Origin of the sequence: Lysinibacillus sp. CNPSo 3705 (genome assembly GCF_028674935.1) — a bacterium.
In the GTDB taxonomy this organism is placed as follows: Bacteria; Bacillota; Bacilli; order Bacillales_A; family Planococcaceae; genus Lysinibacillus.
The window spans coordinates 59861-74621 of sequence record NZ_JAQZSD010000006.1 but is presented as its reverse complement, the minus strand read 5'-3'; the positions used below and the strand labels follow the sequence as shown (position 1 = coordinate 74621).

The following is a 14761-nucleotide window of genomic DNA, read 5'->3' as shown; positions in this document are numbered from 1 at the left end:
TACACCAAACTAGAAGAAAGGCATAGGAAGGTGATGGAATGAAACAACAGCAATATAGGGCAGGGGATATAGTTTTCATTTTTTATCAATATCCATCTATTCAGCAAGTAGTAAACATACAGGAAGCTGCAGTAGTGAACAATCCAGATAATCCAAAGGAGCTAGCGCTACTTCTCTTTGAGACGTATTACCCGCTAACAGATGATATGTTAATATTTACGAGCGAAACGGACGCTGAGCAAGCTTATCACCAATATTTTCATTGATAAAAGTTGGGAATAAACAGTTTATTTAGAATTGATTTCCATGAAATAAAAAGTAGCATTTTTTACTTAAAACAGCTTTTCAACACTCTAATGAGAGAAGACATATAAGTTTTCTCTTTAAATCTTATTTTATAATTAACTGCGTTATATATGGTTAAATATATCTGCCATCTAATCCATCCGGTAATTTGAATAGTGAGAAATATTGCATAGTTTCTGATTCATTATAATCAATAACTAAATCGCCTTTAACATTTCTTGTATAATAGACTGCCGTAACTGAGTAAAATTCATCCCCATTTGAAACTTTAAGATAATATTCTGGACCTGAAAAAATACCTAATAACTTTAGGTCCTCTATAATTAAACCTGTCTCTTCTAACACTTCTCTTCTTGCGGTATCTTCTAAGCTTTCTCCTAGTTCCATCAAACCACCTGGAAGCCCCCAACCTCCATCGTATCTTTTTTGTAATAACACTTCATTTGTGGTATTAAGAATTATTACAACTGAACCAGGTAAAATAATGGGTTGGTGTCCTACATATTGTCTTAAAAATTTATAGTATTCCATAGTACCACTCATTTCTAAAATTGTATTTTCCTTATATATATGAATTGTCTAAATAACAAAAAAATCCTCTTTTGATTTGTATAATCCCAATCTCAATGGTAACGCTAACAAAGATAGTCATGAAGACAGGGGGAATACATGATGGACTCATTTCAGCCGAATTGTTGTTCGGAGCATGAAGAACTTAAGGTTGTTATGCTTTGTGCACCTTCCGATGTACCAGATTTAACAATAGCTGAAAATGTAGGATGGGATGCTGCTGTTAATCATGTAAAAGCAATGGACAATTTCATGGGATTTAAGACGACACTAGAAAATGCAGGTGTCAAGGTTATTGATTATTCGGAAGAGCTATCAACTGATGTAAAAACAGTGAGTGAACAGCTTATTAATAGATACTTTGTTCGCGATCTAGCCTGTGTAATAGGAAATAGCATGTTCTATGGAGCGGTGGGTAGTTTGCTAAGGCGTCCGGAGTATCCACATGCACACTCATTATTAGAAAAGTGGTTTCCGGAAAAAAAGATAAACAACCTTCGACTGCTTTAGAATGTGGAGACGTGCTGATTTTAAATAAGGATGCCGTACTTATTAATATTGGGATGAGAACAACGTTAGAGGCTGTGGAAAGTATCAAGGATTGTATCTTCCAAGAAGGGTTTTCGGAAATTGCGATCATTGATTTGCCAAGACGCTCCGATACACTGCATTTAGATATGAATTGCAATGTGACGAACGCTAATTTGCTAATAGCTAAAAACTTTATGCGGTATTTTCCTGTACACGTGTTCACAACTCGAACACATCGTTTTGAAATGGCCGAGCAATTTTTAAATCACCATGGTTTTGATGTTTACTGGCTTGAAAAATATAAGACAATCCCTGATATCAATTTTATTAATCTTAATCCCGAAACACTGTTAATTAGTAAGCAAGCAACGAAGCAGCACTGGACGAAGCATCCACTATTACAAAAGAAAAATTTGCTAGAAATTGATGTCACAGAGCTTGAAAAAGGCGGTGGTGGCATTCGTTGCATGACATTGCCATTGTTAAGAAAGTAGCCAAAAAAAGGCAGGAGGCTTGATCAAAATGACATCTAAAACAAGTAAAGGAAGGTTATCTTGGTGGCAGCTTTCGCTTCTCGGTATAGGTTGTACACTAGGAACAGGCTTTTTTCTTGGGACAAGTATGGCCATTCATAAGAGTGGTCCTGCTGTTGTGATTCCTTTTTTGTTAGCGGCCATTGCTACGTATATTGTCTATGATGCCCTTGTTAAGATGTCAGTTGATAATCCGGATAAGGGATCATTCCGTACGTATGCAAAGCAGGCTTTTGGCAATTGGGCAGGATTTAGTAATGGCTGGATTTACTTGATTTCTGAGATGCTCATTATGGGTAGCCAATTGACGGCGCTTGGTATTTTCACAAAGCTGTGGTTTCCGGCGCTTCCATTATGGGTTGCTGCGTCTATTTATGCTGCACTTGGGTTAGCCGTTATTCTAACGGGTATGAAGGGCTTTGAAAAATTTCAAAATATTTTTGGTGCGTTAAAGGCAGCGGCGGTTGTGATGTTTATTATAGTAGCGGCTGTCTTACTAATAAAAGGATTTAATTCGGAATCAACGACACTTGATGCATTGTATGAAAATTATGGGGAATTTTTCTCGCAAGGTGTGAAAGGACTATGGCTTGGGCTGCTATATGCCTTTTATGCATTTGGTGGAATTGAAGTTATGGGTTTAATGGTCATTGATTTAAAAAATCCTAAAGAAGCACCGAAAGCTGGAAAAGTCATGATAATTGCTATAACTGTCATTTTTATAATAGCTATTATGCTTGCCTTGGCACTTGTATCTTGGAAGGACTTTAATATTGAGGAAAGCCCATTCATTACAGCGCTTAACGGTTATCACATTCCTTTTTTTGCAGACATTTTTAATGGTGTGTTAATTATTGCAGGTTTTTCAACAATGGTAGCCTCGTTATATGCAGTTATTACGATTCTCATTACTTTGGCAGAGGATCATGATGCGCCAACGGCTTTGGCGAAAAAAGGGAAGATGAAAATTCCATTTCCTGCATTTCTGTTTTTAGCTAGTGGTTTAATCATCACTATTATTATTGGCTTTCTTATGCCAGAAAAGATTTTTGAATATTTGGTTACAGCAGCAGGCTTAATGCTAATTTATAACTGGCTCTTTATATTAGTGACATATAGAAAGCTAATGGAGCTGTCAAAGTGGGAGCATGTGAAGAATGGTATCGGGATGTTGCTCATAGTAGTGACGGTGTCTGGGACGTTAGGGGAAAAAACAAGCAGACTCGGTTTTTTCGTGAGTCTGCTTTTTATCATCATCATAGGAATTGCGACTTGCATTGTCATGAAAAGGCAAAAACACAGTAAGCATGTTTAATGCTCTTTGTTCTGAAGAGCATGTTGCATCCGTAAAAAAGGACATTTCGATGCACTACTATTATCATCACTTAAAAAATACTGCTTCCATTCATAACTACCTTCTTGCCCATACCATTTTAAATCAGAATGAGCTGGAATAGCGTCGTATTCGTTAATGCGTTGACGAATAAGCTTTTTTAACTTGCGACCAAAGACAGTAGTGTCGTTCATTTCCTCAAATATCCAGCGTGGCTGAAATGCCATTAATAAAGTAGAAAAATTACGACTCTTGCGCAATTTATGTGCGGGCGTTGCACAAGACACAAAATAAGGCGCACCGTTAAAACAAAATTCCCACTCATGATGCGCTGGATCAGTTGGAATTTCCGTTGGCCAATCGATATCATCGAATTTCGTCAAATTGTTTAAAATAGACCAAAATAAATTTCTATAATCTGCAACATTAAAATTTTTATGCATATCATTAGGGGTTTTAAAGAAAATAGTATGGGTTGTATATTTACCAAACGTTTTAGCACACTTATCGTATTCTTTTAAGCATCGTGCTAACGTCTTGATCGATTGCTCCTGTCGTGGATCTCCGATAAAACTATAGCGTAGCTCATTCGATAAAAAACCTTTTCTAGCTGGAATACAGGGAAACGTATTTGCTTCATCTGCAACCATGGCAGCGAAGTCGGTATATGCTGACTGTTGCCATAATGGAAGTGTTTCAAAATGATCTTCAATCCACTTCCTGTCTAACACTGCTGCTTCCACTTATGTCTCCTCCTTCTATACATCTTTATACTATTTAAGAAAGAGCAAATGGGTGACGATGTATTGGCATTTTTCTAAATTGAAAAACAAGGGGAATTCCCGCTAAATAGTTCGGATTTTATTTATAGAGAAAATAATTAATGATACGATAAGTTCTGACAATTAAAAATTACATATAGCTCGATCATTAAGGTCAAATGAAACGAAGGGATGAGAGTATATGAATTCAGTTAATATAAAATTAACAAATCGTATGTTAAGAATCTTTAAGAATGCGGAAAAGGAAGCTGCCTCTTCACAACATAAAGTGTTACAGCCTATTCATTTTTTACTTGCTTGTCTAAAAGAAAAAGAGGGGGTCCTTGGCGAAATAGTATTAAAATGTACGATAGATGAAGCTTCTATAAGAAATTTGATGCATGAACTTGATCTAAAATCAGACAAGAAAGTTACGAGCCATACTTTATTTAACGTTCCTATAACAAATGATGTTTTAACAGTATTGGAACAAGCGACTTTTTATATGCAAAACTATAACCAGGTTTATATAAATGAAGGTCACTTACTTAAAGCGTTAATAAGGGCGAATATGCTGGACGAATTCGTTTCAGAAGAAGACAAGAAAATGATTTTAAAGCTTGGTACGACTTCGCGGGATATGGTTGCACATCTTCACAATTATCAATTCCCGGTTTCGATTTCTAGTAATATTCGTAGAGTCAATCGCGATGATAAAAGCAAGCTACTTCATTTTGTAGAAAGTCATTTTTCGCAAGAATGGTCAGAAACGATTAACAGTGCCTTTTTAAGTACTACGCCTCCCATCTATGTAGCTTTTGATCATCATGGAGATCTTATTGGATTTGCAGGATTTGACGTTTATCAAAATAAAAAATGTTATTTTGGCCCGATGGGTGTAGCTAAAACTAATCGAGTAAAGGGGATAGGATATTCTCTCCTCCATCATTGTTTAAAAGAAATGCACGAAATTGGTTATGAATATGCTATTATCGGAGGAGCAGGTCCAATCGAATTTTATGAAAAAGCTTGTCATGCTGTCGTCATTCCTGCTACCTACAGTTAAGGAGAAAGTTATATGAATATAGTTCAAGCAAACACTATTTCACCAGCTATTAGAAAACTACTTTCTTTTGCAACTTCGGGTAAAAATTTCAACAAGAGTATGAAAAATATACTTTTATCGAATAGGACATTATATAGTTTCGGAGTTAGGGGTGAATAGTCGTTTGTATTGGGATAGAACAAATCAGTTTATCTTCATTCAACAGAAGTATTCCACCTCTGAAGATGGCGAGATGAATAAAGTGTGTTTCTTTTCTGCCAAACACTTATTGAATGAAGATAAGGCCTCCGGCGGATGTCACGGATTTTTAAAGGAATGAATTGTGCGGGCACAATTCAAAATCCGGACGCAATTACGCCTTGGCGTAATTGATCAAAGTGTGAGATTAAGCATATTGCTGTATTAGCTGATCAAAGAGGAAAAGGCATTGGCAGTAAAATGATTCATTTTATAGCAAGTAAGTACCCATCAATTGTGGCAGAAACAGATTATGAGGCTGTAGATTTTTATCGATGCTATGGTTTTTTCATAACTAGCCTAGGAGAGAAATACCCGGGTGTGGAACGCTTTCTATGCCAATATAATAAACAATAAAAGAACCTGCAATGCTTGTCTTAATGAAAAGCATGCAGGTTTTTATTTATGATTTTGGGTTAAAGACTTTATCGTTAAGAACGTTTAATGCATGATGAATGTCCTCTATATCTTCTTTAGATGCATGTTGGATAAGTTGTTGAAAGCGCTCTTCTATACAGGCAAATGCTTCTCCCATTATTTTTTCTCCATCCTCTGTAAGGCAAACATAGTGCTTTCTTCGATCTTCAGTATCGCTAATTTTTTTAATAAACTTTCTTTCCTGTAATTTTCGTAATTCACGGCTTGTATTAGGTAAGGACATATGCTGGCAATCACTAATTTCAGTAGGTGTAACTGGCTGACTTACTGTTATATATTCTAGAATTTTATATTGAACTGGTGTAATATGATCGATTTTAACATTTTGAGTTAGTTCGTGCGTTACTTGGTGTACCGCTGTTGTAAAAGCTACGAACTGATTAAATAATTGTTTTTTGTCCAAATGGGTTCACCTCTTACTGACAAGATAACAAAAAACTTATCTCAAAACAATTATCATTTGACAACTAAATTCAGACGGTTTATTATTTATTATCAAATGATAAGTAATGGAGGACTTATGATGAATACATTAATTATATATACATATCCCAATCATAAAAGTTTAAATTATGCTTTTTTACAGGAGGCTATTAAGGGTTGTCATGACAATCCGCTCATTAATAAGATTCAAGTATTAGATTTATACGAGGAGCAATTTAACCCAATTTTAGTATTTCATGAACATAAACGCCGTCGTGATATGTTTCGTGATCCGAAGCTAGAGAAATATCGTCAACAAATTAAGTGGGCTGATAAAATCGTTTTTGTTTATCCGATATGGTGGGGAAGACCACCAGCAATGCTTTTAGGGTATATTGATCAATTATTTGCGGCCAATTTTGCCTATAAAGATAAAAAGGGACTATTTCCTGAGGGGCTTCTAAAAGGAAAATCAGTGGTCTGTATTTCGACAATGAAAGGGCCAACAAAATATCCACTATTATTGCTCAATAATGCGCATAAAATATTAATGAAAAGAGCGTTATTTAATTTTGTTGGTATTAAACAAGTGAAGTTTTTTGAATTTGGCAATATGGAAAGTAAGAAGGGGGGACAAAGCAAAAAACTTGAAAAAGTTTATCAATATTTTAGAAAAGTAGCTTACTAGTTAGTTCAGCTGCCTAATAGACTCATGCAGATGAAGAAAGAATCTCCTAATCGTTTGCACGAGTCTCATTGATTTCTAATGGCAGTGTTACAAAAAACGTTGTAAATTCAGCTGGTATACTTTCAACAGTAATTGTTCCGTTATGCATATCGATGATTTTCTTTACTATAGATAGTCCTAAGCCACTTCCGCCATTGTCAGCAGTTCTTGATTGGTCTGCTTTATAAAATCTTTCGAATACATGCTTTTGTTGTTCTACTGTTAAACCGATACCGTTATCATGAATGTTGATAGTGATTGCATCCATTTGTTTTGTCATAGATATCGTAATGGTACCAGCAGCTGGAGTAAATTTAATGCTGTTACTTAGTAAATTCATCCATACTTGATTCATTAAATCTTCATCAGCCATGACCGAAATGTTTTCTAATTGCAGATCCATGTCGATATTTTTGACTAGCCAATTTGGTTCCAGCGTTAGTACGACATTACGTAATTGCTTATCGAGTCGGTAATGCCTTGGCTCAAAGGGGTGGTGTTGTGATTCTAACGACGTTAGCTTTAGTAAATTGTCACTAATTTTTGATAGTCGATTACTTTCCATCTCAATGATGGCTAAATAATGCTGTCGTTTATCCTCAGGGAGGTCAATGTTTTTCAATGCTTTAGCAAAGCCGTTAATAGATGTTAGAGGCGACTGAATTTCATGAGATACATTCGAGATAAATTCTTGACGCATTCTTTCCATTTCACCTAATTCGACTGCCATATGGTTGATGCCATGTATTAATTGACCAAATTGATCTTCATCTGTTTTCAGATCTAATTTAACAGTAAAATCACCTTTAGCAATCCTGCTTAATGCATTTACAATCGTATTCCAATAGTTCCGTTGTCTTTTTAGCCCTATTAAAAAGGTGATGATGGCTGAACAAGCAAAGAGCACAAAAACACCAACTACCGTCCATAATTGCAGCCAGAAACCTTGTGGATGTTCGCCTAACCAATCATAAATCCAGGACGTTATGTGGTAGGAAATAAAAGCAAAGAAGATGCTAATGATAAGAAGAAGCATTAAAGTTAAAAAAAGCTTTAAAAAATTTTTTAGTCTTTTCATGAAATAAGTTCCAATCGATAGCCTAGGCCGCGAATTGTACGAATAGAGAATCCGCTTGTTTCTTGGGGGAAACGTTGACGAAGTCTTTTAATATGAACATCGACTGTCCGTTCATCACCTTCATAATCATATCCCCAAATTTCTTCAATTAACTTTTCACGTGAAAAAGTTTTTCCGGCATAGCTTGCTAACGTAAATAATAGTTCAAATTCCTTTAAACGAAGTGTTAAAGATTCACCGTTATACAAGACTTCATGTGTATTTCGATTTAACTTAATATTGCCAGCTTCCACAAGCTGAGATAGGGAAATATGGTATCTTTTAAGTATCGATTTCACACGGACAATCAACTCTGCTGGCTCAAATGGTTTAACAAGATAATCATCTGTTCCAAGATGAAAACCCTTAACCTTTTGCGAGGTTTCTCCCTTTGCAGTTAACATTAAGATAGGTAGATTATCATTAAATGAACGTATTTCTTCGCATAATTCCCAGCCATCCATATTAGGCATCATAATATCCATTATAATCATATCCACCTTTTCAGTATCCAATTTGGACAGTGCATCCACACCGTCCATAGCTTCAATTACCTCTAAGCCTTCATTTAGTAAAAATACTTTAACTAATTCCCGAATATGCGCATCATCATCTACTACTAATAGTTTTGTCATGCTAACAAATCCCTTCGTTATTCCTCTTTCATACGTAATTGTTGCTTGGCAAACTCCCGATACATATTATGCGTTTTAAATAGAGACTCGTGTGTGCCACTGCCCGTAATATGTCCTTTTTCCACAAAAAGTATTTGATCTGCATCTACTACTGTCGAAAGACGGTGTGCAATGACAAGCGTTGTTCTACCTTGCATTAAATTATCTAAAGCTTTTTGAACATAAATTTCCGATTTACTATCTAGACTAGATGTTGCTTCATCTAGCATTAATATTTGAGGGTCACGCAAAAGTGCTCTTGCGATAGAGATTCGTTGTCGCTGACCACCAGAAAGCTTAATGCCTCGTTCTCCTACCTCTGTATCAAATTGCTCTGGTAATTCATTGATAAATTGATCGGCATAGGCCATTTTAGCAACTTTATTAAGTTCTTCATCCTGCACTTCTCTGTCAATGCCATAGCAAATATTTTCACGAATGGTACCAGACAGCAGTGCACTCTCCTGAGCAACGTAGCCGATTTGGCTTCTCCAAGAATGCAGCGAGTACATGTTGATAGGGGTTTTTCCAAGTGTAATACGTCCGTTAACAGGATGATAATATCTTTCTAACAGAGAAAATATTGTTGTTTTTCCCCCGCCACTAGGTCCTACGATGGCCGTCACTTGACCTGGTTCAATGGTAAAATTAATATTCGATAAAATTAGGTCTTCTCCATAAGCAAAGTCAACATTTTTTACATAAATCGGTTGATCCACTTTTTCTACTGTGTGTCCTTCGAAAATATGTTCTTCCTCATGCTCAAGTAATGCACTAATTCGCCCCGTAGCACCCATTGCTTTTTGAAGCTGTGTAAAGAACATCGTTAATTGGGTCATCGGCATAATAATTTGGATTAAATACAAAATAAAGGCCACCATGTCGCCTGCTGTAAGCTCTCCTGAAGAAACGCGTATACCGCCGTAACCAATAATGACCACAAGGACTGACATTAATACAAACGAAATGAGAGGCGAAATAAGCGCATGGATTTTAGACTCTTTTAAGCCAAACGTAAAAAGGTTTGTAATGCCTTTCTTGCCACGCTCATATTCAATATTCTCGGCATTTGACGCTTTTACTAATCGCGTTTCAGGTAAAACTTGATTAAGCACAGCCGTAAATTTTGCTGTCTCATCTTGCATCCCTTTTGAAATGACAAACATTCGTCTTCCTAATAGCATTAAAATAACCATAGCAAGCGGAACAGCAATTAGCATGACTAAGGTCATTTTCCAGTCTAAGATTAATAGAATGATGATTGATCCAATAATAGATAGTACGCCCGAAAAACAGTTCGCAAGATGTTCCGTAATGAGATCCTTAACAACAGCTGTGTCATTCGTCACACGGCTTAATGTTTCACCTGTATCGTTCTCATCGTAATAAGGAATTGGTAAATGAAGTAGCTTTCTCCAAAGCTGATCTCGTAATTTCGCAACAACATGATGTCCGACACGATTTAAATAATAAATGGAAAGTCCACCCGCAATAGCCTGCGCGATAAATGCAATCCCTAACAAAAGTATTTGCCAATAATCAAGGGATGCTAATGAAAAACCATCGACTAATTTCTTTGTAAATAACGGAACGATAAAGCCTACGCCCGTAGTTGCTAAACTCATTATTAATGCAATAATTAAAAGCCATATTGGTGGTTCAGCCTGTTTGACTAAGCGAATAAAGCGCCGCCAATCCTTCAGTTTTGTCGTATCTTTTGCTGCCTCCTGCACAGTAAATCCTCCTTTGATTTCATCAACAATAAAACATGAATCTTTTCTATGACTAACTATAGCATGTCAATATGAACTGAATATGAAATGAGGAGATAATGAGGATAGGTAGTATGGTTATTATATTAAATAAAGGAGTAACTATGAAATGAGGCTGGACATAAGTAAATTTTTAGGATGGAAAAAAATACATCAGAAAAGCGCGAGGAATCAATGTTTTAAAATTGATGTCCCGCGCTTTCTAAGATGTCGACTAGCTAATTCCTAGTTTTTTTTAATAATTATACTCGTCCATAGAACCAAGTACAAACCCTATTATTCCAAATAAAACCATTAATACTACATATAAGCCTATTGCAATCAACGCCCATACTAAAGCGGATTTAGCTGCTTTAGGCTTATCATTTTTCCATACAAAATACATAATAATCCCTAAAAGCGGTGTACAACAAAAGGAAAGGATATTAATAGCTATATTTGGTTTATCCTCTTCGGATGTATTATGTACACGAACACCACATTTTGGACAAATTTCTGCTTGTGCTGCAATTTCTTCACTACAGTGTGGACAAAACATTTAAATTATACCTCCTAAAATTAAAAGAATTCCCATTTTCCTACTGCTTTTCTTTCATATATTTTTTTCCCGATTAAATAAGCATCAATTAAAATGGGTATACCAACCATAATGAATCCTATAGGAAAAGGAATGAAAATAATGAATATTATAGATATAAATAAGCAAAGAAATCCCTTACCAATTTGATTATTAATGATTTGGCCTACACCAGGTATTAGAAATGTAAGTAATGTAGGAACTAGTGGATGAGTACCTTTTGAAGAATTTTTTAAAATAATACCGCATGAAGTACACATTTCTTGTAAAGCATTTAATTCATTCCCACAATTATGACAGTAATTATACACTTTGAATTTTCTAACACCACAATTTGTGCAAATTTCTGCGTGTTCTGATAGATTGGATGCACAATATGTACAAAACATTTTCAGTCTCCTTAGTTAAAAATTAATGAACCAATATATTCTCCTTTTTTATAGAGATACAAAGTTAGTTTCCAAAATATGAGAGCGGCGTGTAAAATCATAAAAACAATGCCTATTCCCCCGAATATTCCCGTTACTAATCGCCGATTATTAGTACTAAGCCATTTATTAAATAATTGCCCCGTTCCGTCTATAATCATTGGAATTGTTAAAATAAGCGCATAAAAAAAGGGTAAAATTTTAAATAATGCCAATATAATGCCAATTATATATCCTATACAAATTCCTGTGCAACGTGCGCAAATTGGAAATTGAACACCTCTGTAAAAAAAAGATCGACTCGGTAATCTATGGCAAAGGAATAAAAGTTGAAAATATCGATTCACGAAATCACCTATTTAATCAAGTTTTTCAATAAAAGGAAACACCGAATATAATATACTATAAAAAGAAATATTGGTAGTACCTTCTATGATAAAAATTACTTTTTACATATTTAGAGATTAAGTTAATAGGTATTTGTTCCTGCGTGAAATTTTTCTAGCTTTTTTTTTAAGGGGAATGTTTAAAATAAGTTCCTTTTTTTGGAGGAATACCATATAATATTATAAACCGACAGTCGGTCTATTGGATGTTTGATTTATTCAAAAAACAATAGTCACCATGTTGACGTTAATAATGCTATTGTGTATTATTTAGTAAACATGGTGACTAAATAGCGAGGTGCTACATATGGATTTACAGCTTTTATTGAAGGAATTGCATTTTATGCAGCAAAGTTATGCGACATTGTTTTCAGTTGTCAATAAAGTCCAAATAAAAGGAGATGAATATTTAGAAGTATTAACGTCGAGACAGCATATGGCTCTTATTGCTATTGCGCATTTACCAGTAGAAAATACAACACTCGTAAATATCGCCAAAAAGCTTGGTACAACTAAGCAGACTGCGAATAAGTTAATAACGAGTCTTGTGAAAAAAGGATATGTCCAAACGGTACCAAGTAAATTAGATAAAAGGTCGATCAATGTCGAGATTACCTCAGAGGGAAAAACAGCTTTAATTGCTTGTTCGGAGAAGTCTACTTACTTTTTAGCAGATATCTTTAAAGACTTTACAACAGAGGAAATTGAAACATTATGGAAGCTATTACAAAAACTCTATCGCTTTGACGGTGAGGAACTAGACGGATATGAAGAAACGGTAAATATGGAGATCGAGGAGCCAAAACAGATTTCAGACTTCCAAGAGAGAGTTTTTACTGAGTTATTAAAAAGACGATATGGAGATGAAGAACGCCGTGACTAAAGGAGCTATAACATTTTTTTACCCTCAAAAAGCAAAAGATACTAAGCAGAAGTTACAATAAAAAGTTTATTTTATGAAACGTAAAATAAAAAAATCTACGTTTGAGGTTAAGGAAAAATTTTATCGGAAATCAAACATTAATCGTACTGGAAATTATGTATCCATTATCGTGGGGGTCTTATTGCTAATAATGTCTTGGTATGTGCAAATAGAATGGCTCATTTGGTTAAGTACTATCAGTATTTTTAGTAATGTCTTTCTTCTTACAATCAAAGGCGCAATGAATGGTAAAGGAAGGGGTCAAATGAATGGAATCACAAAATAAAAGAAAAGGCTTTTCAAAAGATTTTAATCTTATGGTGATTGGGCAAATTATTTCGATATTAGGATCTGCGCTTTTAAGGTTTGCCTTATCACTTTATGTGCTAGATATTACAGGACGTGCAGATCTTTTTGCGGTACTATTTGCGATATCGAGTATCCCAATTTTACTAGCACCGCTAGGAGGAGCAATTGCAGACAGGTTTAATCGACGCAATTTAATGGTGATTTTTGACTTTACGAGTAGCATAATCGTTTTTATTTTCTTTGCAATGCTAGCTTATGGTAATAGTTCTATTTGGCTTATTGGTGTTGTGATGGTGCTTCTTTCCTTTGTTAGTGCTATGTATGCACCAGCAGTCATGGCCAGTATTCCGGTACTTGTAGAAGAGGAGAAACTAGAGCAAGCTAATGGAATAGTCAATGGTATTCAATCATTGTCTAATGTAGCTGCTCCTGTATTAGGCGGAATACTTTACGGTTTAATAGGCTTAAAAGTGCTTGTCATAGTGAGTGGTGTGTTTTTTTTCCTTTCTGCTATATTAGAGATGTTTATCCATATACCATTTATGCAACGAGAACAGGATAGACATATTATTCCGACGCTTGTAAATGATTTGAAAGAAGGCTTTAGTTATGTAGTGAAGAAATCTTTTATATTCAAATGTATGATTTTAGCTGCATTATTAAATTTATTTTTAACACCGCTGTTTGTCGTAGGTGTACCGATTATTCTGCGTGTTACAATGCAAAGTAGTGATACATTGTATGGAATAGGGATGGGATTAATCGATTTTGCTACAATTTTAGGCGCTTTATCAATGGGGTACTTTGCGAAAAAAATGGGTATCAATAATTTATACTTTTGGGTGTTTATCACTGCTTTATTGATTGTTCCAATGGCTCTAGCAGTTACGCCACTCATCCTTCATATAGGATATTATCCGTCTTATACTTTATTTGTCGGTAGTGCGCTTGTTATAGCTATGGTTTTGACCGTTATTTCAATATATGTGATTACACTTGTTCAAAAAGAAACGCCTAATGAAAACTTAGGGAAGGTCATGGCTATCATCATCGCCGTTTCACAATGTATGGCACCGATTGGCCAAATATTGTATGGCCTTTTATTTGAAGCATTTAGTGTTAAAGTCTACGTTCCTATTTTAATGATTAGTATTGTCATGGTAATGATGGCAATGGCAACAAAGAGAATTTTACGCGTTGAAAAGAGCGAGGAAGTAGCAGAATAATTCATAAGAAATCTTTTGCACAATGTTTTACTTTTTTAAATACTGACAATCATTTTCATATGATTAACTTTTGAGTCTCTTAATGCACAGCAAAAGGGGCTCTTTTTTGTAGATAAAAGAAGTAGATGTGTTGCTTAGGGAAGTATGACCAAGCAAAAAGCTTTAATTGAAGCAGGGGGCGTACGTATTCGCCCAATTTTTATGACAGCAATTGCAACAATGGGTGCATTAATCCCGATAGCTATTTCGAATGCTCAAATTCTCCTTATGTTGTAGTTATAGGCCGACTATCTACTTATTTAACATTGTTTATCGTCCCTATTCTTTATAGTTTAATTAAAAAGGCATAAAATCATAGAAAGGTAGGGACGTAAGTATATTTTCAAAAAAGATTTTTATCACATCAGAAAAGCGCGGGAAATCAT

20 protein-coding genes are annotated in these 14761 nt (G+C 35.2%); 11 read left to right on the top strand and 9 right to left on the bottom strand.

The genetic code is table 11. From position 1 onward, the window contains the following. Nucleotides 1–38 precede the first annotated feature (38 nt). Nucleotides 39–266 (top strand): transcriptional regulator SplA domain-containing protein, encoded by a 228-nt coding sequence (locus tag PVA17_RS03925; RefSeq protein ID WP_274066953.1) that lies wholly within the window; start codon nucleotides 39–41, stop codon nucleotides 264–266. Between the two features lie 154 nt (nucleotides 267–420). Here PVA17_RS03925 and PVA17_RS03920 read toward each other — a convergent pair whose 3' ends face one another. Continuing rightward, complete coding sequence (locus tag PVA17_RS03920) at nucleotides 421–837, bottom strand: NUDIX hydrolase (RefSeq protein ID WP_274066952.1); 417 nt, start codon at nucleotides 835–837, stop codon at nucleotides 421–423. 138 nt (nucleotides 838–975) lie between these two features. Here PVA17_RS03920 and PVA17_RS03915 point away from each other — a divergent pair, with 138 nt between their 5' ends. Genes PVA17_RS03915 through PVA17_RS03905 form a run of 3 tightly spaced genes read left to right on the top strand, consistent with a single transcriptional unit; the run spans nucleotide 976 to nucleotide 3255 of the window. After that, on the top strand, nucleotides 976–1386 hold the full coding sequence (locus tag PVA17_RS03915; RefSeq protein WP_274066951.1) for a hypothetical protein: 411 nt from the start codon (nucleotides 976–978) through the stop codon (nucleotides 1384–1386). Nucleotides 1387–1397: 11 nt separating this feature from the next. Next, on the top strand, nucleotides 1398–1901 hold the full coding sequence (locus PVA17_RS03910; RefSeq protein ID WP_274066950.1) for an arginine deiminase family protein: 504 nt from the start codon (nucleotides 1398–1400) through the stop codon (nucleotides 1899–1901). A gap of 28 nt (nucleotides 1902–1929) precedes the next feature. After that, nucleotides 1930–3255 (top strand): amino acid permease, encoded by a 1326-nt coding sequence (locus PVA17_RS03905; protein ID WP_274066949.1) that lies wholly within the window; start codon nucleotides 1930–1932, stop codon nucleotides 3253–3255. On the opposite strand, the gene PVA17_RS03900 is transcribed toward PVA17_RS03905, so the two are convergent. Continuing rightward, the gene (locus tag PVA17_RS03900) at nucleotides 3252–4016 is read right to left on the bottom strand and encodes a YqcI/YcgG family protein (RefSeq protein WP_483307999.1); all 765 of its coding nucleotides are present in this window, start codon (nucleotides 4014–4016) and stop codon (nucleotides 3252–3254) included. The two genes, PVA17_RS03905 and PVA17_RS03900, sit on opposite strands and share 4 nt — an antisense overlap. 220 nt (nucleotides 4017–4236) lie before the next feature. On the opposite strand from PVA17_RS03900, the gene PVA17_RS03895 reads away from it, so the two are divergent. Then, nucleotides 4237–5100 (top strand): GNAT family N-acetyltransferase, encoded by an 864-nt coding sequence (locus tag PVA17_RS03895; RefSeq protein WP_274066948.1) that lies wholly within the window; start codon nucleotides 4237–4239, stop codon nucleotides 5098–5100. Nucleotides 5101–5484: 384 nt separating this feature from the next. Further along, complete coding sequence (locus PVA17_RS03890; protein ID WP_337993591.1) at nucleotides 5485–5694, top strand: GNAT family N-acetyltransferase; 210 nt, start codon at nucleotides 5485–5487, stop codon at nucleotides 5692–5694. A gap of 46 nt (nucleotides 5695–5740) precedes the next feature. Here the strand turns inward: PVA17_RS03890 and PVA17_RS03885 are convergent, their stop codons facing one another. Then, nucleotides 5741–6178, bottom strand: coding sequence for a MarR family winged helix-turn-helix transcriptional regulator (locus PVA17_RS03885; RefSeq protein WP_274066947.1), 438 nt, complete (start codon nucleotides 6176–6178; stop codon nucleotides 5741–5743). Between the two features lie 120 nt (nucleotides 6179–6298). Between PVA17_RS03885 and PVA17_RS03880 the strand changes: the two genes are divergently transcribed. Further along, complete coding sequence (locus PVA17_RS03880; RefSeq protein WP_274066946.1) at nucleotides 6299–6886, top strand: NAD(P)H-dependent oxidoreductase; 588 nt, start codon at nucleotides 6299–6301, stop codon at nucleotides 6884–6886. 46 nt (nucleotides 6887–6932) lie between these two features. Here the strand turns inward: PVA17_RS03880 and PVA17_RS03875 are convergent, their stop codons facing one another. The 6 genes from PVA17_RS03875 to PVA17_RS25345 form a co-directional block, all read right to left on the bottom strand. After that, nucleotides 6933–8003 carry a HAMP domain-containing sensor histidine kinase gene (locus tag PVA17_RS03875; protein ID WP_274066945.1) on the bottom strand — a complete coding sequence of 357 codons (1071 nt, stop codon included), beginning with the start codon at nucleotides 8001–8003 and terminating at the stop codon, nucleotides 6933–6935. Further along, the gene (locus tag PVA17_RS03870) at nucleotides 8000–8677 is read right to left on the bottom strand and encodes a response regulator transcription factor (RefSeq protein WP_274066944.1); all 678 of its coding nucleotides are present in this window, start codon (nucleotides 8675–8677) and stop codon (nucleotides 8000–8002) included. The genes PVA17_RS03875 and PVA17_RS03870 overlap by 4 nt, the downstream gene beginning before the upstream one ends. A 17-nt stretch (nucleotides 8678–8694) precedes the next feature. Beyond that, nucleotides 8695–10449: an ABC transporter ATP-binding protein gene (locus tag PVA17_RS03865; protein ID WP_274066943.1), complete on the bottom strand. Its 1755-nt coding sequence runs from the start codon at nucleotides 10447–10449 to the stop codon at nucleotides 8695–8697. 274 nt (nucleotides 10450–10723) lie between these two features. Then, nucleotides 10724–11026 carry a zinc ribbon domain-containing protein gene (locus PVA17_RS03860; RefSeq protein ID WP_274066942.1) on the bottom strand — a complete coding sequence of 101 codons (303 nt, stop codon included), beginning with the start codon at nucleotides 11024–11026 and terminating at the stop codon, nucleotides 10724–10726. A gap of 20 nt (nucleotides 11027–11046) precedes the next feature. Continuing rightward, a complete protein-coding gene (locus PVA17_RS03855; RefSeq protein ID WP_132359108.1) occupies nucleotides 11047–11454 on the bottom strand; it encodes a zinc ribbon domain-containing protein in 408 nt (135 codons plus the stop codon). 11 nt (nucleotides 11455–11465) lie between these two features. Further along, nucleotides 11466–11840, bottom strand: a complete 375-nt coding sequence (locus tag PVA17_RS25345; protein WP_369128045.1) for a DUF2085 domain-containing protein — start codon at nucleotides 11838–11840, stop codon at nucleotides 11466–11468. A 346-nt stretch (nucleotides 11841–12186) separates the two neighbouring features. Here PVA17_RS25345 and PVA17_RS03850 point away from each other — a divergent pair, with 346 nt between their 5' ends. The 4 genes from PVA17_RS03850 to PVA17_RS03835 all read left to right on the top strand — a co-directional run bounded on the left by PVA17_RS03850 (nucleotide 12187) and on the right by PVA17_RS03835 (nucleotide 14612). Beyond that, nucleotides 12187–12762: a MarR family winged helix-turn-helix transcriptional regulator gene (locus tag PVA17_RS03850; RefSeq protein ID WP_132359106.1), complete on the top strand. Its 576-nt coding sequence runs from the start codon at nucleotides 12187–12189 to the stop codon at nucleotides 12760–12762. Between the two features lie 73 nt (nucleotides 12763–12835). Beyond that, on the top strand, nucleotides 12836–13087 hold the full coding sequence (locus tag PVA17_RS03845; protein WP_274066941.1) for a hypothetical protein: 252 nt from the start codon (nucleotides 12836–12838) through the stop codon (nucleotides 13085–13087). Then, nucleotides 13071–14336, top strand: a complete 1266-nt coding sequence (locus tag PVA17_RS03840) for an MFS transporter (RefSeq protein ID WP_274066940.1) — start codon at nucleotides 13071–13073, stop codon at nucleotides 14334–14336. The genes PVA17_RS03845 and PVA17_RS03840 overlap by 17 nt, the downstream gene beginning before the upstream one ends. Before the next feature lie 144 nt (nucleotides 14337–14480). Further along, the gene (locus PVA17_RS03835) at nucleotides 14481–14612 is read left to right on the top strand and encodes a hypothetical protein (RefSeq protein WP_274066939.1); all 132 of its coding nucleotides are present in this window, start codon (nucleotides 14481–14483) and stop codon (nucleotides 14610–14612) included. The last annotated feature ends 149 nt before the right edge of the window (nucleotides 14613–14761 follow it).